General features: G+C 55.4%; 18 protein-coding genes. 7 read left to right on the forward strand and 11 right to left on the reverse strand.

Annotated features, from left to right (window positions below):
• Positions 1–640 precede the first annotated feature (640 nt).
• From DK510_RS03970 to DK510_RS03985, 4 genes are all read left to right on the forward strand, one after another.
• Positions 641–1,846, forward strand: coding sequence for a YcaO-like family protein (locus tag DK510_RS03970; protein WP_109310992.1), 1,206 nt, complete (start codon positions 641–643; stop codon positions 1,844–1,846).
• A complete protein-coding gene (locus DK510_RS03975; RefSeq protein WP_109310993.1) occupies positions 1,843–3,201 on the forward strand; it encodes a TfuA-like protein in 1,359 nt (452 codons plus the stop codon). The genes DK510_RS03970 and DK510_RS03975 overlap by 4 nt, the downstream gene beginning before the upstream one ends.
• Entirely contained in the window at positions 3,188–4,483 is a 1,296-nt protein-coding gene (locus DK510_RS03980) for a hypothetical protein (RefSeq protein ID WP_109310994.1), read from the forward strand. Before DK510_RS03975 ends, DK510_RS03980 begins: the two co-directional genes overlap by 14 nt.
• A gap of 149 nt (positions 4,484–4,632) precedes the next feature.
• On the forward strand, positions 4,633–5,208 hold the full coding sequence (locus tag DK510_RS03985; protein ID WP_186437474.1) for a pentapeptide repeat-containing protein: 576 nt from the start codon (positions 4,633–4,635) through the stop codon (positions 5,206–5,208).
• A gap of 55 nt (positions 5,209–5,263) precedes the next feature.
• Here DK510_RS03985 and DK510_RS03990 read toward each other — a convergent pair whose 3' ends face one another.
• Together DK510_RS03990 and DK510_RS03995 are read right to left on the reverse strand one after the other, a co-directional pair.
• Complete coding sequence (locus DK510_RS03990) at positions 5,264–7,033, reverse strand: adenylate/guanylate cyclase domain-containing protein (RefSeq protein ID WP_255414857.1); 1,770 nt, start codon at positions 7,031–7,033, stop codon at positions 5,264–5,266.
• A gap of 94 nt (positions 7,034–7,127) precedes the next feature.
• Positions 7,128–7,730, reverse strand: coding sequence for a GNAT family N-acetyltransferase (locus DK510_RS03995; protein WP_109310996.1), 603 nt, complete (start codon positions 7,728–7,730; stop codon positions 7,128–7,130).
• A gap of 278 nt (positions 7,731–8,008) precedes the next feature.
• On the opposite strand from DK510_RS03995, the gene DK510_RS04000 reads away from it, so the two are divergent.
• A complete protein-coding gene (locus DK510_RS04000; protein WP_109310997.1) occupies positions 8,009–8,851 on the forward strand; it encodes a fumarylacetoacetate hydrolase family protein in 843 nt (280 codons plus the stop codon).
• 55 nt (positions 8,852–8,906) lie between these two features.
• Here the strand turns inward: DK510_RS04000 and phnY are convergent, their stop codons facing one another.
• Together phnY and DK510_RS04010 are read right to left on the reverse strand one after the other, a co-directional pair.
• Positions 8,907–10,355: a phosphonoacetaldehyde dehydrogenase gene (gene phnY / locus DK510_RS04005; RefSeq protein ID WP_109311190.1), complete on the reverse strand. Its 1,449-nt coding sequence runs from the start codon at positions 10,353–10,355 to the stop codon at positions 8,907–8,909.
• Positions 10,356–10,541: 186 nt separating this feature from the next.
• Positions 10,542–11,561, reverse strand: a complete 1,020-nt coding sequence (locus tag DK510_RS04010) for a GlxA family transcriptional regulator (protein ID WP_109310998.1) — start codon at positions 11,559–11,561, stop codon at positions 10,542–10,544.
• A gap of 150 nt (positions 11,562–11,711) precedes the next feature.
• Here DK510_RS04010 and DK510_RS04015 point away from each other — a divergent pair, with 150 nt between their 5' ends.
• A complete protein-coding gene (locus DK510_RS04015) occupies positions 11,712–12,392 on the forward strand; it encodes a GntR family transcriptional regulator (protein ID WP_109310999.1) in 681 nt (226 codons plus the stop codon).
• A gap of 13 nt (positions 12,393–12,405) precedes the next feature.
• On the opposite strand, the gene DK510_RS04020 is transcribed toward DK510_RS04015, so the two are convergent.
• The 7 genes from DK510_RS04020 to DK510_RS04050 all read right to left on the reverse strand — a co-directional run bounded on the left by DK510_RS04020 (position 12,406) and on the right by DK510_RS04050 (position 20,141).
• Complete coding sequence (locus DK510_RS04020) at positions 12,406–13,362, reverse strand: ABC transporter ATP-binding protein (protein ID WP_109311000.1); 957 nt, start codon at positions 13,360–13,362, stop codon at positions 12,406–12,408.
• A complete protein-coding gene (locus DK510_RS04025) occupies positions 13,359–14,336 on the reverse strand; it encodes an ABC transporter ATP-binding protein (RefSeq protein WP_109311001.1) in 978 nt (325 codons plus the stop codon). Before DK510_RS04025 ends, DK510_RS04020 begins: the two co-directional genes overlap by 4 nt.
• A 4-nt stretch (positions 14,337–14,340) precedes the next feature.
• Positions 14,341–15,246, reverse strand: coding sequence for an ABC transporter permease subunit (locus DK510_RS04030; protein ID WP_082637042.1), 906 nt, complete (start codon positions 15,244–15,246; stop codon positions 14,341–14,343).
• Entirely contained in the window at positions 15,243–16,250 is a 1,008-nt protein-coding gene (locus DK510_RS04035; protein ID WP_109311002.1) for an ABC transporter permease subunit, read from the reverse strand. The genes DK510_RS04030 and DK510_RS04035 overlap by 4 nt, the downstream gene beginning before the upstream one ends.
• On the reverse strand, positions 16,250–17,344 hold the full coding sequence (locus DK510_RS04040; protein WP_109311003.1) for a Xaa-Pro peptidase family protein: 1,095 nt from the start codon (positions 17,342–17,344) through the stop codon (positions 16,250–16,252). The genes DK510_RS04035 and DK510_RS04040 overlap by 1 nt, the downstream gene beginning before the upstream one ends.
• Positions 17,345–17,411: 67 nt before the next feature.
• The gene (locus tag DK510_RS04045) at positions 17,412–18,995 is read right to left on the reverse strand and encodes an ABC transporter substrate-binding protein (protein ID WP_109311191.1); all 1,584 of its coding nucleotides are present in this window, start codon (positions 18,993–18,995) and stop codon (positions 17,412–17,414) included.
• Between the two features lie 225 nt (positions 18,996–19,220).
• Complete coding sequence (locus DK510_RS04050; RefSeq protein ID WP_109311004.1) at positions 19,221–20,141, reverse strand: LysR family transcriptional regulator; 921 nt, start codon at positions 20,139–20,141, stop codon at positions 19,221–19,223.
• Positions 20,142–20,485: 344 nt separating this feature from the next.
• Between DK510_RS04050 and DK510_RS04055 the strand changes: the two genes are divergently transcribed.
• On the forward strand, positions 20,486–24,205 hold the full coding sequence (locus tag DK510_RS04055; RefSeq protein WP_160116440.1) for a calcium-binding protein: 3,720 nt from the start codon (positions 20,486–20,488) through the stop codon (positions 24,203–24,205).
• Positions 24,206–24,252 lie beyond the last annotated feature (47 nt).

A 24,252-nucleotide genomic window follows, 5' to 3' on the forward strand; every position in this document is an offset into this window, starting at 1 on the left:
TTATCGGGTCTGGCCGATACCTAGGTTTATGACATCCATACACTTGGCGGCTAAAGCCTCCGCACGCGCCAGAACAGCAAAAGCGTATTCCTCACCAATGCGGTCGAAAATTGCGACTGTGTTCAGGCTGGTCCACTTTGCAGTTTTGCTCTAGTTTTTGCGGATCGCACGAGGGTTTGGCGGGTCGCGCTGTAGGATTCAATGAGACCGTTCAAGGCCCACTTTGGGCCGAGTGCTGGGGCAGAATATTCTGTCCGTCAACCAAGTCCTAGCAAGACACTCAGCGCCGGTTTCTAGGTTGCGAAGAGGCTCATTGGCTTTCTGTAAACGTCGACTTGAAGCGCTTGAACCGTCGAAACACTCAAAAAGCGCAAAAAACTTAAGGTGTTGAATTCAATGGGAGGCGAGTCTCAATAATTCGGTCCCATTATTTACGTACTCCGACAAACCCACTCGGATACATCGCGAAAACGCATAATCCGTCTTATGTTAAGAAAATTGTGTTGAAGTTGCCGCCAAGTTTCAAAACCGACGCCAGAAACCAGCAAGGTTGACCCACACGAATTCATCTACCATCCTATTTGCGTATAGCTTGTTTTATTGTGCGAACCTGCACGTTTGTTTTGGCAAGGTCGATGAAATGACCGATAATTCACAAAAGACCTACGTGCATGACACTCATCGTCTGCGCGACCCCGCGCACACCCTAAGCATTGTGCAACCATTTCTTAGGGAAATGGGTATAACTAGGATCGCGAATCTGACCGGTCTGGATCGGATTGGTTTGCCTACCGTCATGGTTGCTCGTCCCAATTCCCGATCTGTTGCGGTGTCACTTGGTAAGGGACTGTCGTTGCAGGCAGCGCAAGCTTCAGGCGTTATGGAAGCGATCGAATCCTGGCATGCCGAACGTGTGCGACTTCCACAACGGCTTGCCAGAATTACCGATTTGGCTGATGAAGCGGCCGTAGTGGATGTGGATCGATTGCCTAAGGTCACCGGCGCGCAATTTGATCCCAATAGCAACATGCTGTGGGTCGAAGGCCAGGATTTGAAAAGCCAACACGCCTGCTGGGTTCCGCTTGAGATGGTGGACACGGACTACACTGCTGCTCCACTCTCCGGACAACGCGCCTTTCCCAGAACAACAAACGGTTTAGCTTCGGGCAATAATAATGCCGAAGCGAGTTGTCATGCGATTTGCGAATTGATTGAGCGCGATGCAACGACGCTGTGGTCTCATCAAACCACGACCGCGCGCGTTGATCTCGGCACTGTCGACGACCCACGATGTCAGGCGGCCATTGAAAAAGTCACCGGCGCAAATCTGGAGATCGGGGTGTGGAACACCACGTCGGATATCGGAATTGCCAGTTTTCGGTGCGTGATCTGTGAGGCCGGCGGGCAGCCTGGTCACATCGGCATCGGCGACGGGTGCCATCCGGATCGAGCAATCGCGTTGCTGCGCGCGGTGACAGAGGCTGCTCAGACCCGGCTAACCTATATCTCGGGCGCGCGCGATGATCTGGATCCGGAAGAATTCACTGACCAGGCGCAAACGGATCGGTGTAGATATGTGCGGGATCTGATCGATCGTGCCCCTCCGACAGAGAATTTCCAGGACTGCCCGACGCATTCAACCAAGACATTCGAGGATGACCTGGCTTTGCTGTTAATCAGGTTAGAGGCCGTCGGGATTTCTCAGGTGGTGATCGCGGACTTGTCTCGGCCTGAATATGATCTATCGGTCGTTCGGGCGGTCATACCGGGCTTGGAGGCGCCACAGGACGACGCGGATTATGTACCGGGCCTAAGAGCACTGCAGATCAGGCAGGAAACCGCATGACCGTCGTTGTGTTTGTGGGCCCTACCCTGCCAGCGCACGAAGTCACCGCACGGGTGAATGCTGCGATCCTACCCCCTGTTCAGCAGGGTGATGTCTATCGCGCAGCCAAGGATCAACCGCACGCCATTGGGATCATAGATGGGTTCTTCGAAGGTGTGCCCTCGGTCTGGCACAAGGAAATCTTGTGGGCGATGGAACAAGGGATACCGGTTTTTGGCAGCGCCAGCATGGGCGCTCTGCGGGCCGCTGAACTTGCCGATTTTGGAATGATCGGTGTTGGCGGGATCTTTGAGGACTACCTCAGCGGCGTTTTGCAGGATGACGATGAGGTCGCGGTTCTGCACAGCCCGGCAGAGCTGGGGTTTCAACCGCTCAGTACACCGATGGTGTCTATCCGGGCCACAGTCAAACAGGCGCAGGCTCAGGGGATTTTACCTTCTGAAAGCGTCGCCACTATCCTAGAGCATGCGAAATCCAGACATTATCGGCACCGCATCTGGCAGAATATCGGCAAAGAGTTAAGCGACCTGCCCGGAATGGTGGCCTTTTTAGATTGGCTACCCGACGGCCAAATTGATGCCAAGGCAGATGACGCACGGGCGATGCTGGCCCTTATGGCGGATTGCCTGTCGCAGGGCACCCTACCCCCAATTCCCGTAACGCGGACCGAACCAACATTGGTGTGGAAACAGTTGCGCAACCGCATCGACACCAACGAGGCACAGAACCACGCGGTGATCGACGAGTTGAGGTTAGATCCCGTGCTTTACACCGAATTGCGCAACCGCGCAGTGCTAAGCGTAATGGCACAGGAAGAAGCCGCCGAGCTGGATCGGCAACCTGATCGTGACGCCCTGATCCGGCAGATGACGGACCACAGGGCCAAGGCTGGATTGTCTCATAAAACGCATTTGATGGAATGGCTGACCACCAATGATTTGAGCCTTGCGGAATACGAAGACATTCTGGCAGATGCCGCCCGGATCGATGCGACGGTCGCCGCGCGTTTGGCCCAATTGGATGTGCCATTGCTGGCTGAACTGAAGCGAACCGGAAAGTATGCGGATCTACGGGAACGGGCGGCCGCCAAGGAAAAAGCTGCGATTGTGAATGGGCACCTCTCGGGCGCAGATCGTCTGCGTATGGTCGTGTGGTATTTTGAAACGCGCCTTGACCAGGACGTGCCGGATAACCTGGACAGCTACGCAACCTCGCTTGGCCTATCCGGGCGCGTGGAACTTGGTGAGTTGATCGAAGCAGAGTATTTGTTTTGCCACAGGAGTGCCTGTGCGGACGTCCCAAAAAGCAAGGTGACTTCCGCCCGACACGAGGGGTCGATTGATGAACACACATGAGACTGTAAGCGACGAAGAACCCGGCACACGGTTCCTGCTGTATCCGCAATCACCTTTTCTGGAACCGGGCGCGCAACCGGAGCTTGTCGAAATTTCGGCTCCGCTAGGTAGCATCGGGCCGGGGCCGTCCGGTCCGCGCATGTACACTGTAAATCCTGTCGGCAAAACCACACCTTACGGCGCCATTGTTCCCGGGCCAAATGGACCGGGTATGTATCTGCCTCCTTGGAACGGATACATCCAACCGCCCGCGATGCCTGATGAGTTAGGGAACTTCTTTCATATTGCCCCATCCGACCCCGCATTTGAGGCGGCGCATTTGTTCGGGTCGGCCCATTTTACAATGGATGTGTGGCAAGGGTATTTTGATCGACCAATCCCGTGGCATTTCGCGCGCGATTTTGACCGGCTTGAACTGTCCCTGCTACCCAGTCTGGACAACGCACATATTGGTTGGGGGTTTCTGGAAACGGGCGGCACACACGAACATGGAGACGAGTACCGCCCATACAGCCTGAACTTTGACGTTGTCTCCCATGAAATTGGACATGCCATTATCTATAGCGTCATTGGTATGCCGTCAGATGGAGATGCGTCGGGCGAATATTACGGATTTCACGAGTCCGCTGCCGATATGGTCGCCCTTCTTGCGTCGCTGCATTTTGGTTCTGTTGTTGACGCTTTGTTGAAAAACACGCGGGGCAACCTGTACACATTCAATCGTCTGAACCGGTTTGCCGAACTGGGGGAAAACGCGCAGATCCGAATTGCCGCCAACACACGGTCCATGTCAGAGTTTGCGGCCGGATGGACTAGCGAACACGATCTGTCCGAACCATTGACTGGAGCGATGTTCGACATTTTCGTAGATATTTATCACGAACGCCTGCTGCTGCATGGGCTGATCTCACCTGAAGAAGAACACCTTTCCGATCAACTGGAAGACTCTCCGGATTACAGCGAAGTTATGCAGGGTGTGTTCGATGCCCGTTATGCCGAAAACCCGGAAGGTTTCCGGATCGCTTTGCTTGAAGCGCGCGATTTTTTGGGAACCTATCTGGCCGACACATGGGAGCGGCTGGATGCCGATATGCTCAGCTATTTCGGTGTTGAAAAGGCCCTGCTGGCAGTCGATCAGGAAATCACTGGCGGTGCGTTTCGCAACATCATCGAAGGCAACTTCCGCATGCGTGATATTGGTCTGACATCTGCCGGTCCACGTCTTCCCGACCCCGAGGAAGACAGCCACTCGGCTTCGGTTCGTACGCAGGTGCCAGGGTAACTTGTAAAATCCTTTATTTTTAAGCGGTTTTATGGCATGCAATCGGAAGAAGATTATTGGAACGCATTTGCTCGAATATTTTTCGAGTTTATTTTGAGGGGGAGATGAGGGTTCTGGCTTCGTCGATCCCATAATTGGGAGATAGAGATATGCCTGAATCCTTGCTCAGTTTTTCAGAAGTGTTGATATATGGCCGTGAGCTCGAAGATTTAGAATACAAACGTATCCCGTCCAAAGGAAAGGGCGCCAACAAGCATCTCGACGATCAATTTGGGGTGGAAAAAGGGGAGAAAGGTCCTCGGTTCGCCAAGATTTATGGCTTTGCCTTTGAGGGCACCTATTACGATATGCCGGAGCCGGTGATCTTTCTGGTTCATGGTAAAGGTGAGCTGGTCGCTGATCCCAATAAGCCTGCAGACGACGCATCCCGAGCGCCGCAAGACCCGAGTATTGGCGGCGTCGCAGCGGCCGACTATCAGGTCGCCGATGGTATCCGCGTCTGGCGGTACGACAAATCTGACCAGACCATGCGTATGGACGTGATGACCGGCCAGTTCGAACAAGTCCTGCTGGACATCTATTTCGGCTTTGACAGCCCGGCTATCAGCGGTGCCAAAGTCAGCGGCGCGAAAGTTAGTGGGGCCAAAGTCAGCGGTGCCAAAGTCAGTGGCGCGAAGGTGAGCGGGGCCAAAGTCAGCGGCGCAAAGGTACGCGGCGGCGACTAAATCCAGTTTTCGAAAGTAAGCTCAGGGGCACCGGAACGCGGTGCCCCTTTGCATTTTAGAACCCGGCCTTTTTCAGACCTTCCACAAAGTGCTGCGTGTCTTCCTCTAGCCGATCCGGTTGAACGGTTGTCCACCGGGCCAGCGAAAAGTTCGGATGCGCCTCGCGGTGCTTTTCCCTTATGAGGCGGGCCATGTCCGTTTGACCCAGCTGAGCATAGCTGGCGGCCAGCATACGCTGCCCTTCAGTCGGATTGTTCATCTTGTTGACCGTCTCAATTACATCCTCATAGCGTCTGAGGTTGTAATACGCTCCGCCCAAGTGCCAAAGGTACTGATCCGGGAAATAGGGATTTAGACGCATTGCCTGCTGAAGATGCGTTATGGCCGTCTCGTTGTCGCCTGAATGGGCCAGAGCATCGGCAAAGTCAGAATGCATATCTGCGTCATTTGGGTTTAACGCCAGCGCCCTCTGATAGGATTGGATGGCTGCGTCATGCTCTTTGCGGTACAGGTGCACATAGCCCAATTCGCCGAAACCACGCGCGTCGGTCGGGTCCAGCTCGATCGCGCGCTGCGCCAACATCAGCGCCTTTTCCAAGGATTGTGACGGCTCTTCGGCCCAGGAATAACGCCAGTCGATATTTAGAGTTCGCGACAGCGCTGCTGCAGCACGGGCATATCCTTCGTCCCGTTCAAGGGCTGATTGATAGAAATTCTGTGCCTTGCGGTTGTCGTTTCGGGTATATTTGAAGATGTGGTGCTGACCTTGAAGGACCGAACCATAGGCCTCAAGATCGTTTGGAATCGCCTGAATCATGCGCTGTTTTTCATGCGACTCGATCATCACCGCAGTGGCCGCAACAATGCACTCTGTGACCTCATCAAGAATGTCGAAAATATCGTCAATCTTGCGATCGAACCGTTCGCCCCAGATCGTGCGCTCGGTGTTGGCATCAATCAACTCTGCGGAAATCCTGATCCGACTTGCTGACCGACGTACGCTGCCGCGCGCGACATAGCGGACATTCAATTTTTGCGCGGCCTCTTTCGGAGGCATCGATTGTGTCCTGAAGAAAAACGACGAGTTTCGGGCGATGATAAAAAGGTTCCGGAACTTGGACAGATTCATGATGATGTCGTCCGTCAGACCTTCGGCGATCCAGCTGTCGGACTCATCGCCGCCAGAGCTGCTGAAGGGCAGAACGGCCACCGACGGCGTATCCGGCCGTTCGAATATGTCCCCTTTCAAATCCGGGCGCATCGTGCCGGCCATGGTCGCGCCGGCCACTTCGCTGCGGACGCAGTAGGTCGAGACAGGATTCATGATGTTCTTGAGCTGTTTTGGCCCCAGAAACTCGTACCCATATCGCAGGCGATTACAGACCTGATCATACACGGCAGAGCTGACATAGACCCGCTCAGGCTCGGCTATCTCTTGCAACCGGGCCGCGATATTGACGTTATCGCCGTGAATGCCACGTTCGTCTATCAGTATCTCACCAAGGTGAATCCCGGCCCGGAACTTGATTCGCTGATCCTGCGCGCGGGTTTTATTCTGATCGCTTGCGATTTGATGCAATTCGACCCCGAATTCTACTGCGCTGGTGGCAGTTTCGAACAGGGCCAAAATCCCGTCCCCACGTACCTCAACCACTCGGCCGTTGTACTTTGCGCACGATGTCTCAAGCAAAGAAATCAATGCTTTCAATTCATTATAGGTATCCAGCTCATTCTCGCTCATGAGCCGGGAGTATCCTACGACATCAGCGAACAATACTGCGCCAAGCCGTTGAGTAATTGGAATGTCAGAAATTGTCGTACTCACAAGTGTTACTCTTTTTTCGGATTCGTAGCGGACCCGTAACCAACATATATCAAAAAACGTTTTTGACGACCGAAGCAGTTTTGATCGGAACTGATCACACCTCTGCGATCCGAGGTGGCCATGACCAGTCGGCGCAATCATTCGGCCCCAAAGTCACGATCGTATTCGCATCCAGTTCCTGTGCCAAAACGTTCCGGCGAACCATCCACTCGGGCTTCAGAATGCCCACAACAACCATATCTTGAAACTCACCTTCAGCGAACCACGCTTGACGCATCGTTCCTTCAATCCGGAATCCTATCTTGGCAACAAGATCACGGCTGTGATGATTGTCCTCACGATAATAAGACGTTATGCGGTTCAGCCCCAGCTGTCGAAATGCCAGATCCAACACCAAAGCAGATGCCCGGAGCCCGACGCCGGATCTGCGCATTGCCTTGTTGACGAAAACTGCAACCACTGCATCGCGATTGATGTTCGAGATAGACTCGAGCCCGGCCAGCCCAACGGCCTCACCTGCGGAGGACTCGATGACAAACCAACATTTGCGGCTGGCATCGGAAGACGTAAATGAATCTCTCCAAAATTCTTCGGCATGCGATGTATTGAGGGGCACGCGCGTTGTACGATCGAAACGCGCAAGGTCTTCAACGTCCTGAAACCAACTCAGAACGGAATCCAGATCTGCCCTTTCCATCGGGCGCAACCTGAACGTGTTTTGTGAATTGTTGCTCACGATAAATAGTACCTTTGAAAGAAATCAGTAAAATCTGTTCGGACACTAGCACAAAAAAATAAAAATTACGAAATGAGATTACAGTATCTCTGTCCTCTGTTTAATTCACCACAAGATTTGAGTTTTTGGTGCAGGGGGTCGATAAGTGTGCTGTCCGGTCAAATACAACGGAATTTCCCATCCGCACACCTGTTGGCTAATGATGGCCGCGGACGCTCTGAGCAAAGGGAACACTATCAATGAAATTACTGCGGTTCGGTCCCAAGGGCGCGGAAAAGCCCGGTCTTCTGGATTCCAAGGGCGCAATTCGTGATTTGTCAGGTGTGATTGATGATCTCACAGGCGAGTCGCTTGGCGATGAAGCCCTAGACCGATTGCGCAGGTTGGATACAGCAAGCCTGCCTCTGGTGGATGGTCAACCGCGGATTGGCGCTTGCGTCGGTCAGGTCGGCAAGTTCGTTTGCATAGGTCTAAACTACGCCGATCATGCGGCCGAAAGTGGGATGGAGCTGCCGCAGGAACCGGTGATCTTTTTCAAGGCGACATCAGCTATTGTTGGCCCCAACGATACGGTCGAAATCCCTCGTGGCTCGGTCAAAACCGATTGGGAGGTGGAACTGGGTGTGGTGATCGGGAAAGAGGCCAAATACGTCTCGGAAGCCGAAGCCTTGAATCATGTCGCCGGTTATTGCGTCATCAACGACATATCAGAACGCGATTTCCAACTGCACCGTTCGGGCCAGTGGGTCAAAGGCAAATCCGCCGACACGTTCGGTCCTATAGGTCCATGGCTTGTGACACGGGATGAGGTGCCAAATCCGCAGGACCTGCAGATGTATCTTGAGGTTAACGGGCAACGGTTTCAGGATGGTTCGACCAGAACGATGCATTTTAGCGTGGCGACAGAAATCTCTCATCTGTCGCAGTTCATGTCGCTACAGCCGGGAGATGTGATTTCAACAGGCACCCCTCCGGGCGTGGGCATGGGCCAAAATCCGCCGACCTATTTAAAACCCGGCGACAGGATGGAGTTGGGCATCAAAGGCTTGGGCGTGCAACGGCAGAACGTTGTGCAGGGCTGAGCCCCCTGTTTGTGCAATTGTCACAATTTCCCGCAACAGAAAGAGGGCTAAAAAGTCACTCGGGCCAGGGCAGTGAATAAGTTTTGACGTTGGTGAAAAATTTCATCGCCTCGATCACGCCTTCCTTGACGCCGTTGCCGCTGTCCTTGATGCCGCCAAAAGGAGACATTTCGATCCGGTAGCCTGGCTGTTCCCAGATGTTGCAGGTGCCGACGTTCAAACCGTTGATGTAGGTAATCGCCCGGTTCAGATCATTAGTACAGACACCCGCCGACAAACCAAATGCGGTGCCGTTTGAGATTTGCATAACTTGCGCATCATCGTCTGGTACACGAACGATCGGCACGATTGGACCAAATGTCTCTTCCATCACCAACTCGCTGCCGTGGGGCACCTTGTCGACGACGATCGGCGGCAACAGTGCACCGTCGCGGCCGGGGTGATAGAGGATTTCTGCGCCCTCTTGCGCAGCCTTCAACACGCGGTTTTCGAACAACTCGGCGGCTTGTGCGTGGATAACGCAACCCAATTGCGTTTCCGGGTCCTGAGGGTCACCAAACCGGATCGCTTTTGCCTTTTCTAGAACAAGTGGCACAAATCTATCTGCCACGCTTTCCTGAACCAGAATGCGTTTGATCGCGGTACAGCGTTGCCCCGAATTCCCTGTGGCCCCGGCCACAGCTATACTGGCGGCCTTGTCCAGATTGGCGTCATTCAGATCATTCAGCACGATCAGAGGATCGTTGCCGCCCAACTCCAGTGCCTGCCGTTTGTAACCCGCCTTGGACGCGATCATCTTGCCTACCGGCACACCGCCCGTGAAGGTGACTATGTCGATGTGTTCATTGGTGATCATCTCATCGCCGATATCTTTCGGCCAGCCAGTCACGACCTGAAACATTTCGGGCGGCAGCCCTGCCTCGTATAGTATGTCCGCCAGCGTCAGGGCCGTCAGTGGGGTCAGTTCGGTCGGTTTGCAAACCATGCTGTTATTGGTGGCAATGGACGGTGCAATCTTGTGGCTGACCATGTTCAGAGGGTGATTGAACGGTGTAATTGCGCTGATGGTTCTGACCGGCTCGCGTTTGGTGAAAATCTTGCGCGCCTTGCCGTTGTGGGTCAGATCGCACGAGAAAACCTCACCATCGTCCTTCAGGGCCTCGGAGGCAGCGAACTGAAAAACGTCCTGCGCGCGCCTGGTTTCATAGATCGAGTGCTGATGGCAGATGCCAAGCTCAAGCGTCAGCCATTTTGCGAGGTTTTCGCGATTTTCACCAATCAACGCGCCGGTGCGCCGCAAAATCTCGCTGCGTTCGTAACGCGTCAATTTGGGCGTGTAATTTGCGGCGATCTCAAAAGCTATGCGTACATGTTCAGAAGTGCCGGCAGGGACGGTACCGACAACCTCACTCGTGTAGGGGTAGTGGACCGGGATTTTAGCATCGGTAAAGACAATCTCGCCGCCAATACGCATGCCTTCGTTGCGGATACCGGATGTGTTCATGATAATGTCCATGATAAAGGGGCCAACGCTATGCTGGCAAAAAGCGGTGCTTCAAAATTGCGCAATGGCAGGCGCAGCGAAGTGTCGATCACGCAATTGAAGATGAAGTGAACGCCCCGCTCGGTCAATCCACTGTGGCAGTCCAGAGCTGGATTGCACCTCGGTATCCAAGTCTCACCAACGGTCTTAGTTGCCACTTTCGTGCGACCACGATCTGCGGAAGTTATGCGGCGAAACATTGTACCGGCCTCGGAAATGAACTGAAAGCCTGTCCGTGCTGGAAAACCCGGATGCAAAGGCAATCTCGGATACGCTGAGGTCGGTTTCATTCAAAAGGGCGAAGGCACGATCTAGCCTGAGGTTGTTGTAATACTGGCCGGGCGACATCTTTGTGTGCTGCTGGAACAGCCGTTCCATATGGCGTCTGGACAGAGACGCCTGATCCGCTACCGCCTCAAGACTGAGCGGCGATTCAATGTTGTCCCGCATTATTTGGACAGCTTCGACCAGCTTGGCGTTGCGCGTCCCCAAAAGGGCTGAGACGGGCGAAACCTGATTGCTGCCACTTTCACCGACCCGCCGATGCAGACACATCTCAGACACGTTGATGGCCAGGGCGTTGCCGAACAATTCCTCGATCACTTCCAGCATCATATCGGTGCTGGCGTGCCCTCCCCCGCAAGTGCGCAGCTTGCCGTCTATCTCATACAGGCTCTGGGTTGGCGTCATTGTCGGAAAATACTCGCAAAACCCGGGGCTATTTTCCCAATGAACGGTGAACTTTCTGTCGCCGATCAGGCCTGCTTTGGCCAAGGCAAATGCCCCGGTGCAGATACCGCCAAAATCACATCCATGTGCCTTTTGCCGACGGATCCAATTCAGAACCCGGGTGTCAAACGAGGCCATCGGCTCAGTGCCGGAACACACGAAAGTATAGGCCCCCTGCTCCAGATCGTGCATGGGTTGGTCGGCTTGAATGCGGATTCCGTTCGAACACGTGACCGGTGCGCCATCTGCGGACAGGACGTACCATTCGAACAATTGCTTTCGTGCCAGTTGGTTTGAAATACGCAAGGGTTCAATCGCTGCGCTAAACGCCAACATCGTGGTATTAGGCAGCAACAGGAAATGAAAGGCCTTGGGTGGTCCATCATAGGGAACGTCGACGGAAATCGCCCCCTTGGGCAGGAAACGTTGGCTGTCCACTACACCCCTCCTTCGCGTTCGAATACCACATCGTCGCTGGCCTGCTGAAACGCTCGAGCAACTTTAAGATATCAATAGATGTAAGGCCCTTGGAAATCGAACGCTCATTTTGTATTTTGGATACAACTTAGACCGACCGAGACCACTCTTATGCCCAGAACCCGCGCGATCGCACGCCAAAGTCTTCCAGAAGTCATCACGAATGATCTGCGGGAACGTATCCTAAGTGGAGAGATGGCCGAAGGTGAAACCATCCGGCAAGAGGCCCTTGCCGAGGATTACGATGTTTCGCGTATGCCGATCCGCGAAGCCCTGAAACGGCTGGATGCGGAAGGCCTTGTGCAGCTGACTAACAACCGTGGTGCATCGGTGACTTCGCATTCGCTTTCGGAAATTGGCGAGATTTTTGACCTTCGCGTTCTTTTGGAAGTTGACCTGTTTAGACGGGCCATTCCGCAGATGACGGAAGCTGATTTCGCCAGATGCGAGAAGCTGCTCGACGACATGGAAAGGTCTTACGAAGCATACAATGTCGGGCGATGGGGCAGCCTGAATTATGAATACCACAAAGCTCTTTATGCGGCTGCTGATCGTGGGCTGACCAATGAGATTCTTCAACGGGTCAATCTGCAATCGGACCGCTATGTCCGTATGCATCTAAGCGTCATGGAACAGCGCGAGCCCGCCAAGCAAGATCACCGACAGCTTTTATCGCTGGCACGCAAACGTCAGGTTGATGCCGCAGGTGAACTGCTGACCAAGCATATTCAACGGACCAAGGATCAGTTGCTGGCGATGGTTATTAAGACACGGAAAGGCGAAACTGGCTGAAGGTCCCCCATCCCTACCCCAGTGGATGCAGGCACGCCACTTTGTGGTCTGTCCCGCTCAGTTCTGGTGGCGCTGCGCGGCACTCTTCGGTTGCTAGCCAGCACCTTTGTGCAAAGGCACAGCCTTTGGGGATGTTCATCGGGGACGGTAGCTCGCCTTCCAGTTTGATCCGATCCTTGCGCGCGTCGGGATCTGCGCGAGGTGTTGTCGACAAAAGAGCCTTGGAATAGGGATGCCTAGGGGCAGCAAACAGCTTTTCTTTCGGTGCCTTCTCAACCGCGCGGCCTAAATACATAACGATCACATCGTCGGCAAAATGCTTCACCACCGACAAATCATGCGAAATGAACAGATAGGCAAGGTTCAGACGTTCCTGCAGTTCGACCAGCAGGTTCAGAATTTGCGACTGGATTGAGACGTCCAGTGCTGAAACCGGCTCATCCAGCACCAGCACCTTGGGGTTCAGCATCAAGGCGCGGGCGATTGCAATCCGCTGCCGCTGCCCGCCCGAAAACATGTGTGGGTAGCGGTCGTAATGTTCGGGGCGCAAACCCACGAGGTCGATCATTTCACGCGCGCGCGCCTCGCGGTCGGCTGCGGACATCTCGCGGCGGTTAATTATCAATGGCTCTTGCAGGATTTGACCGATCCGTTGGCGCGGGTTGAGCGAGCCGTAGGGATCCTGAAACACAATCTGCACAGTTTCACGCATTTGGGCCCATTTCGACGGAGTTATTTCAACGCCATCGATGGTCAGACTACCCGAGGTCGGTTCTTCGATCATCGTCACCACCCTTGCGAGGGTGGACTTCCCACAACCGGACTCTCCTACGATCGCCAACGTTTTGCCCGGCCGCAGTTCGAAGTCCACGCCAGACAAGGCCTTTACCGTTGCGGCCTTCGACAACAATCCGCCTTTTACGGTATAAAACCTGGCCAATTCACTGGCCTGAACGATGGGGGCGGTCATGCCAGCTCTCCGGTTGTTATCTTTTCAACGTAATGGCAACGCGCCTTGCCGAACTCCGCACTGTGCGGGGTTGGGGGCAACGATCGGCACAGATCATCTGCATATTGGCATCTGGGGCTGAACAGACACCCTTTTGGCCGGTCAAACTGCCCTGGAACGACGCCGGGAATAGTAGGCAGCATCTTCGACGTCGCCCGTTCCGGAAGCGCGTTAAGCAACGCAGTTGTGTAGGGGTGACGCGGGGTGCGGAACAGGCCTGTGACTGCCTGCTCCTCGACCTTTTGGCCAGCATATTGGACTTGAACCCGCTCGGCGGTCTCGGCGACAACGCCCATATCATGAGTGATTAGTACCAAACCCATGCCCTGTTCGTCCCGAAGGCGAACCAACAGATCAAGGATTTGCGCCTGAATTGTAACGTCCAGCGCCGTCGTCGGCTCGTCCGCAATCAACAGCTTGGGTTTGCAGGCGATGGCCATCGCTATCATCACCCGTTGATTCATGCCGCCGGACATCTGGTGCGGAAACGTGGTCAGGCGGCTTTCGGGTGCGGGGATTCCGACCTGATCAAACAGTTCGATGGCGCGTTGGTGGCGGTCCTTTCGGTTCAGGCCTAGGTGGATGCGCAAGGCCTCCTTGATCTGGAAGCCAACCGTAAAACAAGGGTTAAGCGATGACATCGGTTCCTGAAAAATCATGGCAATGTCTTTGCCGATGATCTTGCGACGGTCACGGGCCGAGATTTTGGTCAGATCAATGCCTTCGAAACTCAGTTGATCTGCGGTGATTGTAGCGGTCCATGGCAGCAATCCCATCAGCGCCAGCATCGACACGGATTTGCCCGAGCCGCTTTCGCCGACGATGGCCATCAACTCGCCTTTGTCGACCGACAGGTCAACACCATCCACAGCCCGGAACTGACCCGAGGCGGTTGCGAATTCGACGGTGAGGTTTCGGATATCCAACAGGCTCATGTCATCAGCTCCGCTTTAGCTTAGGGTCCAGCGCGTCGCGCAGACCGTCGCCCATCAGGTTGATGGCCAGCACCGTGACCAAGATGGCCAGACCGGGGAACGTCACCACCCACCACGCACGCAGAATAAACTCACGTGCTTCGGCCAGCATGGTGCCCCATTCCGGCGTGGGCGGCTGCGCTCCCATGCCCAGAAAGCCAAGGGCTGCGGCATCCAGAATGGCGGTCGAAAACGACAGCGCCGCCTGCACGATGATCGGGGCCAGGCAATTCGGCAGCACGGTCTTGAACATCAGCCGGGCCTTGCTGGCACCGGCAACGCGAGCAGAGGTCACATAATCCTTTTGCCGCTCTGCCAACACAGATGCCCGGGTCAAACGCACGTAATGCGGTTGAAACACAATGGCGATGGCGATCATCGCGTTGGTCAAAGAGGGACCAAGGATGGCAACCAGAACCAGCGCAAGCAGCAGTGAGGGAAAGGACAGGATGATATCCATCACCCGCATGATCATTGTATCGACCCATTTTGGCGCAAAACCCGACAGCAGGCCGACAATCACCCCACCCGTAACGGCCACACAAACCACCACGATGCCGACAAAGAAGGAATAACGCGATCCCATGATCAGCCGCGACAGCATATCCCGACCCAACGGATCGGTGCCCAACGGGAAGGCCCAACTGCCGCCCTCTTGCCACGCAGGAGGTTGCAGAATGTGATTGCGGAACTGTTCAGTCGGGTCGTAGGGGGCCAACAAAGGCGCAAAGGCCGCGCAGAAGACAAAAGCGGCAAAGACCCAAAGGCCCATTACCGCACCGCGGTTTTCGCTGAAGTAATACCAGAACTCTCGCAGAGCGCTGGGGCGGTCTTCGGTTTTTGGTGGGGTCGCGGACAATTCAGCCATCATCGCCTCCGGATTTTGGGGTTGATGACGCCGTAAAGGACATCGACCAGCAGGTTCACCAGCATGACGATCACGGCGATCATCAGCAGGCCGCCCTGCACCACCGGGTAGTCGCGGCGGAAAATGCTGTCGACCATCCACTTGCCGATGCCAGGCCAGCTAAAGATTGTTTCGGTCAGGATCGCCCCGGCCAGCAAAGTGCCGACCGACAGGCCAATCACTGTAATCACCGGGATCAGCGCATTGCGCAGCGCATGCAGCCCATTGATCCGCGCGGGGGCGAGGCCCTTGGCGCGGGCCGTGCGGATGTAATCCTCACCCAACACTTCTAACATGGCCGAACGGGTCTGGCGTGCAATTACGGCCAAAGGGATCGTGCCCAAAACGATGGTCGGCAGAATTAGATGGCGTACAGCCGATCCAAACGCCCCCTCCTGCCCGGACAGCAGACTGTCGATCAACATGAAGCCAGTGACGCTTGGAAAGTAGTACAGCAAGTCGATCCGGCCTGAGACAGGCGTCCAACCAAGGTTGCCGGAAAACACGATGATCAACAACAGCGCCCACCAGAAGATCGGCATGGAATACCCGATCAGCGCGGACGACATCAGCGCCCGGTCGAAGAATTTACCCCGATTCACAGCAGCAATAACGCCCGCGGGAAGACCCAAAGCTACTGCAAAGATCATGGCGCATATCGACAGTTCCAGCGTGGCCGGAAACAGGGCAAAGAATTCGTCCCAAACCGGCTTCTTGGTGACAAAACTTTCGCCCAGATCACCATGCAACACGCCAACCAGATAGTCCCAGTATTGCTGCAGAACAGGTTTGTCGAAGCCCAGCTTCTGAACCATCTCCTGATAGCGTTCTTCGGACATTCCGCGTTCACCGGCCATGACGATGATCGGATCGCCTGGAAGCACCCGAATGAACATGAACGAGATCAGTGTTACGCCCAGGAATGTCGGAATGAACATGCCGAGGCGGGTAAGGAAATAGCCAAACATCAGCGGCCTATGATTGTTAGTTCTTTGGGAAAGCTTGTCAGCGACCGGCAACCGTCTTTGGTCACCAGTACGTCATCTTCGATCCGAACGCCGAAATTGTCCAGATCATAGAGGCCCGGCTCGTTTGTCCAAACCATGCCCGCGCGCATGATCTGGCCGTTGCCACGCATGATGTAGGGCGCTTCGTGCACATCGCGGCCCAGCCCATGACCGGTCTTGGTGCGGATACGATCTGCATAGGGCGAGGCCTCGAGCACGCTGGTCACCGCGTCGTCGATATCGTGGGCAGTGACGCCAGGCCGGCAAGCTTCGAACCCGACCAGGTTGGCCCGCAGAACGGTGTCGTAGACCGCCCTGCCCTCATCCGAGGCTTCGGCTACAAAAAAGGTACGTGTGATGTCGGCGGCAAACCCATGTTTGCGTGCGCCGAAATCGAACAGCAGCGCGTCGCCTGCTTTGATCTGATAATCCGCGCGTGCTTTACCATGCGGTTGAGCCGAATTTCCTCCGGCCGTCACGATGGGCGAAAATGCCAGCGACGCGGCTCCTTCGGCGAACAGCGCCTGGATCAAGGCTTGCTCGATTTGTACTTCTGTTTGGCCAACGCGAACATCCGCAATGACCCGCTCCAGCGCTCGTTCCGAGATATCAATCGCCGCTTGCAGCGCTGCAATGTCATCGTCTGTCTTGATGATGCGCAGGCCGGATATCTCTCGTTCCGAGTCCACGATCCGCAGCTCGGGCAAGGCACGGGTAAAGGCTTTAGAGACAAAGACGCGCATCACCTGCCCTTCGACCGCCAGAGATCGCAACGGCATATGATCAGCCAGCGCCGCGAAGGCATCGTCATAGCCCGTCTGATCGCGCCAGTCGAAGACAGCGCCGTCAAACCCGACCAGCGCCCAAGAGCCCAATTCTAGGTTCGGCACAATCGCTGCCGGTACGCCTTCGGCCGGGATCACGACCACAAAAGGTCGCTCGTTGCTCATGAAGGGTTTTACCAAAGCGCGGGTAAAATTCGGGCCGGGCACCAGTGCCACGGCATCTACTGACATGTCCTTTGCCAGTTGTTGATACTCGGACAAATCCGGCATTCGCGCCGCCTCCCAATAAAGAAAACCGGAGCCGCCAATTGGGCGGCTCCGGTCGTTGAGTGGTGGTTTATTCGACGCTCACACCGTAGAAGATGTGGCCGCCCAGCGGGTGCACTTTATAGCCCTGAACCTTATTGCTCATCGGCATATATACTACCGAGTGCGCAATGGTTGCCCACGGGGCCTGCTCTTTGAAGATGACTTGGGCATCTTCATACAGCTTGGTGCGTTCAGCCTGATCCGTGGACTGTTTGGCCTTCAGGATCAGATCTTCGAACGGCTCATGGCACCATTGTGCTCGGTTCGACGCTTCGCGTCCGTCACAGCCCAGCAGAACCGCCAGGAAGTTGTCTGGATCGCCATTGTCACCGGTCCAACCCAGAAGAACGGCACCGTCACGGTCCAGATCTTTCGAACGCGACAGGTACTCGCCCCATTCGTAAGAGACGATCTCGACGTCCACGCCGACCTTCGCGAAATCCGCCTGGATCAATTCAGCCATACGGCGCGCATTCGGGTTGTACGGACGCTGTACCGGCATTGCCCATACCTTCATCGATAGGTCGGAAACACCTTCGGCTTCCAGCATCGCCTTGGCCGCTTCTGGATCATAGGCATCGTCGGTGATCGCGTCGTTATAGCCCCACATGGTCGGCGGGATCGGGTTCTTTGCAACCTGGCCCGAGCCCTGGAACACCACGTCGATGATCGCGTTCTTGTCGATTGCCATGTTCAACGCCTTGCGGACGTTCGGGTTGTCGAAGGGCGCCATTGTGGTGTTATAGGCCAGATAGCCAACGTTGAGGCCTTCCTGCTCCAACATGTTGATGTCGCCATCATCCTGCATCGCCTGAATGTCAGCCGGGTTCGGATACGGCATGATGTGACATTCGCCGGCCTTCAGCTTCTGATAGCGCACGGATGCGTCCGGAGTGATCGCAAAGATCAGGTTCTCAACATCCGCAGGATCCTTCCAGTAGTCGGCATTCTGGGCATAGCGGATCACGGCGTCTTTCTGATACGCTAAGAACGAGAACGGGCCGGTGCCGATGGGTGCGGTGTTCAGCTTTTCAGGTGTTCCGGCTTCCATCATCGCATCTGCATATTCTGCGGACAGTATCGAAGCGAAATCCATCGCCATATTGGCAACAAACGGCGCCTCAGGCTTGGTCAGAGTAAATTTGACGGTGTAGTCGTCGACCTTTTCAATGGACTCGACCAGATCGGGCATACCCATACCCTTGAAGTATTCCCACGTACCGCCTGACACCTGATTATAGGGATGGCTGTCATCCTTTTGGCGCATGAACGAGAAAATCACGTCATCCGCGTTGAAATCGCGGGTCGGCGTGAACTCGTCATTCGAATGGAACTTCACACCCTGACGCAGCTTGAATGTGTACTCCAGGCCATCATCACTGGCTTCGACGCTTTCGGCCAGACCGGGGATAACGTTGGTTGTGCCGGTTTCGAATTCCAGCAGGCGGTTGTAGATCGGGTGCGATGAGGCATCAAATGTGGTTCCGGCTGTAAACAGTGCGGGATCGAACCCCTCGGGTGAGCCTTCTGAACAATAAACCAGCGTGTTGGCCTGCGCGGCTGCACTGGACAGGGCAATAGCCGCTGTTGCAGCCAAAAATTTGAGTTTCATGATTGTCTCCCAGAAAATTTTCAATCGGCTTTCGCGTTGCTTTTGTTGACCAAGCAATTTCTGACGACTCTCATCGCCGCGAAATCTGTGCTCAATGTATCCAAAATACAAAATCCATTGTCAACTCACTTTGAGAGTTGAAGGAATGTGTGAGCCAATGCACCTCGCAAAGCCGAGAGACTACACATCTCGGATTCATTGATGATTGCAAAGATTGACGAGTGATTACGGCGTGAAGGTCGGCGCAACACCAACCGGGGGTTGATCTTGAATATATGCACCCACACGGTTCAAAACTTGAGTTCTAGGACATCCCGGGCGGGTCGCAGCACCAAGGTTACGCAGGTTGCCGGGCCCCTCAAAAGGAACAAAGCACAAGGGCCAGTTGTCTCGCTTGAATTGCTCGGCAGCCAGGGCCGACACAATTGTACAATCATCAGAATGAAAAATGTGTCGGCAGATCGTTTCAAACCTCAGCGCGCTCAGATCAAACCGCTTGGCGACTCGGATCGCAGGATCAGCTTTGGGCAAACGGTCCTCAAGTTCATAGCCAAAACTGTGAGGAAGCCGGATGAAGTCATGCGGAGGCACATCCTCTGGCGCGATAGAGGGAAGCATACAAAGTGGGTGCCCTTCACGCATGGCCAGAAACAACGGCTCGGCCCAAATTGACGTGAAAGCCAGAGCGTCGCTGTTGTTGACTTTGGCCACCAGCGCCATGTCCAATTGATGATCTTCCACCATCTGCAACATGTTTTGCGGAAGGTCCTCGATCATGGTCACACGCATCCGCGGGTACAGATCGCTGAACAACCCTGAGAAGTACTGCGTCAGGTAGGGTGCAAGCGTTGGCGTCATGCCAATCCGGTACGTGACGGCCTCGGGGTCGCGGTATTGGGTGGCAGTGTCGCGGATCTGTTGTGCATCAGACAGGATGGATTCAGCTATTTTGAGGATGCTTTGACCAAATGCCGTTGGGCGCACTTCGTTATTTAGTCGTAGAAACAGTTCAACACCCAGTTCGTGTTCCAGCTTCTTGATCTGGTTCGATAGTGCAGGTTGCGAAACGTTGCACGCAACCGCCGCCTGACTGAACTTGCCATGTTTTGCAATGGCGAGCACATACTCCAAATCTCTGAAATTCATCCGCTCAATCTCTCTGCGGTCATACAAAAGCGGCTCGAAACCACCCCTTTATGTACCTTAAAGCGGTTAAAACTGCATGAAATCCCGATCAACTCCGCTGACAAAACTGTTAACCGGCGCATTCGAATAGAACATCACGCGCGGCAGGAAAATTGTAACCTGTTGATTTATTTGATGTGGCATTTCCGGATTCTCACGGAAACCGTGACTATTTGCGTTGGTTATACGGCCGATTTGCAGGATGAATTTCAGATGACCCGGGGTGCCGTCTACCCCTTTGCTACGTGGAATGCCCGACACACAGGGCGGACTGCCAAACGTAACAATTTATGACGGAGTACCCCATGCTGTCCCAACTTCTGACAAGCCTGCGCGCTCGTCTCTTGACCACGTCTACAATAGCGCAAGAGACCACCCGCGACGGCCAAACCCTTTTCAACAACTTCTTTCAAAGCACCGTTGTAGATGACACCCCGGCTTTCGTGCTGGCAAATGACTTCTCGCGTCTGCTGAACTTTGGTGAAATCATCACCAACAACGCTGTTGCCGCCGTTCAGGCTCAGGGACAGGATGTTGACGTGTTCAACTTCCGCTCTGGGCGGATCGAAGCGAACAACGGCCCTGATGCATTGGCCACCGGCGTTCAGGTCACCGGCAGCGCACAGGTTCGCAACTTTGGTGAGATCGCGGGTGAATTTAACGGCGTTCAGTTTGCAGGTGCTCAAACTTCGGGCGGCCTGGACAACTTCCGCGGCGGCGTGATCAGCTCTGACAGCCGTGCAGTCGACATTCAGGGCCAAGGCATTGATGTGCGCAACTTCGGTGAAATCATCGGCACCGGCGATCAGCGCAATGGCACGATCTACACCAACAGCACAGCCGAAGACATCTCAATCTCAAACTTTACGGGTGGCACGATTGACGCGGGCGAAGGCAATCAGGGTGCGGGCATCTCGTTGCAGATCGGCGATGAGGTCGGCGATCGCGTGGAAACCGACATCTTCAACGGTTTCGGCGCGACAATCCAAGGCCGTGGCCAAGGGGCCGCCAATACCGGGCTGGCCGGCGACGGCATTCGCATTGACGACGGTGCCGAAGGTGCCACGTTGGAAACCGAGATCGTCAACAGCGGCCTGATCTCGACCGAAAGCAACCAAGGCACGGCCGCCGGTATCCGCATCGCGGATGGCGTAAACGCCGAAGGTGAGATCCTGAACACGTCGACCGGCGTGATCGAAGGCCCGCGCAATGGCCTTTACATCGGCAATGGTGAACATGATCTGGACGTGCTGAACTTTGGCGCCATCCAATCCGGAAGCCGCGCGGTGAACATCGACGGCTCAGGTGTCAACCTGATCAATGGCGGCGACATTCTGGGAAACGACGACCAGCGTAACGGCACCGTTTATGCCGATGGCACCGCAGATGACTTCTCGGTCCGCAATCTGGCCAATGGCACAATCGACGCGGGTGAGCACAACCAGGGCTCGGGTTTCGCAGCAGAAATCGGTGGAGCCGCAGACGGTGCCAACACGTTCTCGTTGGAGAACGATGGCCTGATCCAGGGTCGGGGCAACGGCGCAGCAGACACTGGCCTGGCCGGAGATGGTATCCGCATTGGCAACCCGGGAAATCAGGGCATCGCCGTAGGGGCCATTGTCAACCGTGGCGAGGTACGTTCGGAAGGTGCCAACGGCACTGTAGCCGGTGCGCGCGTTGTGGATGGCGTGAGCTTTCAGGGCGAATTTACCAACGCCGGCACAATCTCGGGTGTCCAAAACGGCGTCTACTTTGGCAACGCGGATCATACGGGTGGTCGTTTCGTCAACGAAGCAGGAGGAGTTGTGTCCTCGGACAGCCGGGCCTCCAACATTGATGGCACGGGGCTTGAGGTCGACAACCAAGGTAGCATCCTTGGCACCGGAGATCAGCGCAACGGTACGGTTTACGCTGACGGAACCGCGGATGACTTCTCGGTACAGAACTCAGGTCTGATTGACGCTGGTGACGGCAATCAGGGTTCTGGCTTTGGTGTGGAAATAGGTGGTGCAGAAGATGGTGCCAACACATTTACACTGGAAAACACGGGCGTAATCAACGGGCGCGGAAACGCGGGTACGGCCACGCCGCTTGCCGGTGATGGCGTTCGCATCGGCAACGTTGGCAACACCGGCACTTCCGATGCGACGATCTCCAACTTTGGCGGGATTTTCTCTGAAGGCGCCAACGGCACGGTCGCCGGCATCCGAGTTGTCAATGGCGTGAACTTCCATGGCACATTGCTTAACGCGGGCGCCATCCAAGGCGTGCAAAACGGTGTCTACTTTGGCACTGGTGACCATTCGGGCGGGTCGTTTGTTAATAGTGGCACCGTTTCCTCGGACAGCCGGGCACTGAACATCGATGGTAACGGGCTTTCCGTTCAGAACCTGGGTGCCATATTAGGTACAGGCAATCAGCGCAACGGCACAGTCTACGCTGATAGTACGGCAGACAACTACACCTTCACCAACACAGGTCTGGTGGACGCGGGCGAGGGCAACAACGGCTCGGCTGTTTTGCTGCAAACAGGTGACGTTTCAGGCGATGTCGTCTCGGCAGCGATTGTAAACGAAGGTGTCTTGCGGGGTCGCGGCGATGCAACCGAGGGCAATCAGGTCGGCGACGGCCTGCGTTTGTTCACCGGACAAAATGATGCGTCCTTTGCCGGAGTCGTTATCAACGAAGGCCTGATTGCCGGTTCCAAACAATCGGATGCTGCAGCCGGCATTCGTATTGACGGCGGCTTGAATCTTCTTGGTGCCGTCCTGAATGAAGGCGAAATTCGCGGCACGGTCAATGCGATCGACGCATCAGATGCTGGTGACGTTACCATCGTCAACGACGACGAAGGCGTGATCAACGGCAATGTCCTGCTGGGCAACGGCAATGACATTTTTGTGGATCTAGGCACCACTAACGGCGACATCAGCGGTGGCGCAGGTGATGACGTTCTAATCGCAGGCGATGCAGACAATCTGCTGACCGGTGGTCTGGGCAATGACTTCATCGATGGTGGAGAAGGCATCGATACCGCCGATTTCTCGGATCTTGATGTCGCGGTCGAGGTCCGTCTGGACGCCAATGGCAACGGCACCGCCACGCGCGATACCGGGTTCAACGTCTCGATCGTGGATGCGGCTGTTGTGGCTCCGGACCAGTTTGGTGCGAATATTCCGGATGGAGGCTGGTTTGTAGAAGAGGCCGTTCTGGGCAACCTGTACTACAACATCCACACCGCCGACTTACCTGGTGGGGAAATTCGCGGGCAGCTTCTGGTCGACGGCGACGTGACCGAGAACGGGATCCGCACCGTCACGCTGAGCGGTGGTCTGGACGCATCGCAAGAACCCGGGCCGACATCGGATAGCGAAGCCACCGGCAACGCGACCGTTGTCATCACTCAGAACCTGGCAACAGGCGAAGTCACCTACTCGAGCGAGTTGAGCGTTGGGGGCCTTAACGTGGCCGACCTGAACACGCCGATCCCCGGTGTCGTATCAGCCATCCATCTGCACAACGCACCAGCGGGCGCAAACGGCCCGGTCGTGCAGGACACGCTGGTGGACGCAGGCGCGACGCTTGATGTTGATGCAACAGGCGGCACCGGAGTTGTCGGTCTGACCGTGATCGACAATCAGATCGAAACCGACGTGCTGGTCTCGATCGAGAATGTCATCGGCTCTGACGATGGTGATGTGATTGTCGGCAGCGACCTGGAGAACGTTCTGAACGGCGCGGATGGCGATGACCTGCTGAACGGTGAGGGCGGCAATGACGTCCTGATCGGTGGCGAAGGCGCTGACACCTTCCTGTTCCAGGGCACCTTCGGTGACGACACAATCTCGGACTTTGAAACGGGCGTCGACAGAATTCAGATCGGAGATCTGGGCCCTGACTTCGACGGCGGTCCGAGTACCGTTCAGGATGGTGACGACGCCGTCATCAGCTTCGGCGACGCAGGCTCGATCCGTCTGGCCGGTGTCAACGCCGCGGACCTGACCGAGAACGACTTCATCGTTTAACCAATCAACAGCGGGGCGGCCTAGGTCGCCCCGTTTGCCAAACCGGA

Source organism: Ruegeria sp. AU67 (assembly GCF_900312795.1).
Classification (GTDB): Bacteria; Pseudomonadota; Alphaproteobacteria; order Rhodobacterales; family Rhodobacteraceae; genus Ruegeria; species Ruegeria atlantica.

What these genes read in the sequence shown, in the direction of transcription:
- DK510_RS03970 (WP_109310992.1), top strand. Translation starts at nt 641, where the DNA reads ATGACCGATAATTCACAAAAGACCTACGTGCATGACACTCATCGTCTG.
- DK510_RS03975 (WP_109310993.1), top strand. Translation starts at nt 1,843, where the DNA reads ATGACCGTCGTTGTGTTTGTGGGCCCTACCCTGCCAGCGCACGAAGTC.
- DK510_RS03980 (WP_109310994.1), top strand. Translation starts at nt 3,188, where the DNA reads ATGAACACACATGAGACTGTAAGCGACGAAGAACCCGGCACACGGTTC.
- DK510_RS03985 (WP_186437474.1), top strand. Translation starts at nt 4,633, where the DNA reads ATGCCTGAATCCTTGCTCAGTTTTTCAGAAGTGTTGATATATGGCCGT.
- DK510_RS03995 (WP_109310996.1), bottom strand. Translation starts at nt 7,730, where the DNA reads ATGGAAAGGGCAGATCTGGATTCCGTTCTGAGTTGGTTTCAGGACGTT.
- DK510_RS04000 (WP_109310997.1), top strand. Translation starts at nt 8,009, where the DNA reads ATGAAATTACTGCGGTTCGGTCCCAAGGGCGCGGAAAAGCCCGGTCTT.
- phnY (WP_109311190.1), bottom strand. Translation starts at nt 10,355, where the DNA reads ATGAACACATCCGGTATCCGCAACGAAGGCATGCGTATTGGCGGCGAG.
- DK510_RS04015 (WP_109310999.1), top strand. Translation starts at nt 11,712, where the DNA reads ATGCCCAGAACCCGCGCGATCGCACGCCAAAGTCTTCCAGAAGTCATC.
- DK510_RS04020 (WP_109311000.1), bottom strand. Translation starts at nt 13,362, where the DNA reads ATGACCGCCCCCATCGTTCAGGCCAGTGAATTGGCCAGGTTTTATACC.
- DK510_RS04025 (WP_109311001.1), bottom strand. Translation starts at nt 14,336, where the DNA reads ATGAGCCTGTTGGATATCCGAAACCTCACCGTCGAATTCGCAACCGCC.
- DK510_RS04030 (WP_082637042.1), bottom strand. Translation starts at nt 15,246, where the DNA reads ATGATGGCTGAATTGTCCGCGACCCCACCAAAAACCGAAGACCGCCCC.
- DK510_RS04035 (WP_109311002.1), bottom strand. Translation starts at nt 16,250, where the DNA reads ATGTTTGGCTATTTCCTTACCCGCCTCGGCATGTTCATTCCGACATTC.
- DK510_RS04040 (WP_109311003.1), bottom strand. Translation starts at nt 17,344, where the DNA reads ATGCCGGATTTGTCCGAGTATCAACAACTGGCAAAGGACATGTCAGTA.
- DK510_RS04045 (WP_109311191.1), bottom strand. Translation starts at nt 18,995, where the DNA reads ATGAAACTCAAATTTTTGGCTGCAACAGCGGCTATTGCCCTGTCCAGT.
- DK510_RS04050 (WP_109311004.1), bottom strand. Translation starts at nt 20,141, where the DNA reads ATGAATTTCAGAGATTTGGAGTATGTGCTCGCCATTGCAAAACATGGC.
- DK510_RS04055 (WP_160116440.1), top strand. Translation starts at nt 20,486, where the DNA reads ATGCTGTCCCAACTTCTGACAAGCCTGCGCGCTCGTCTCTTGACCACG.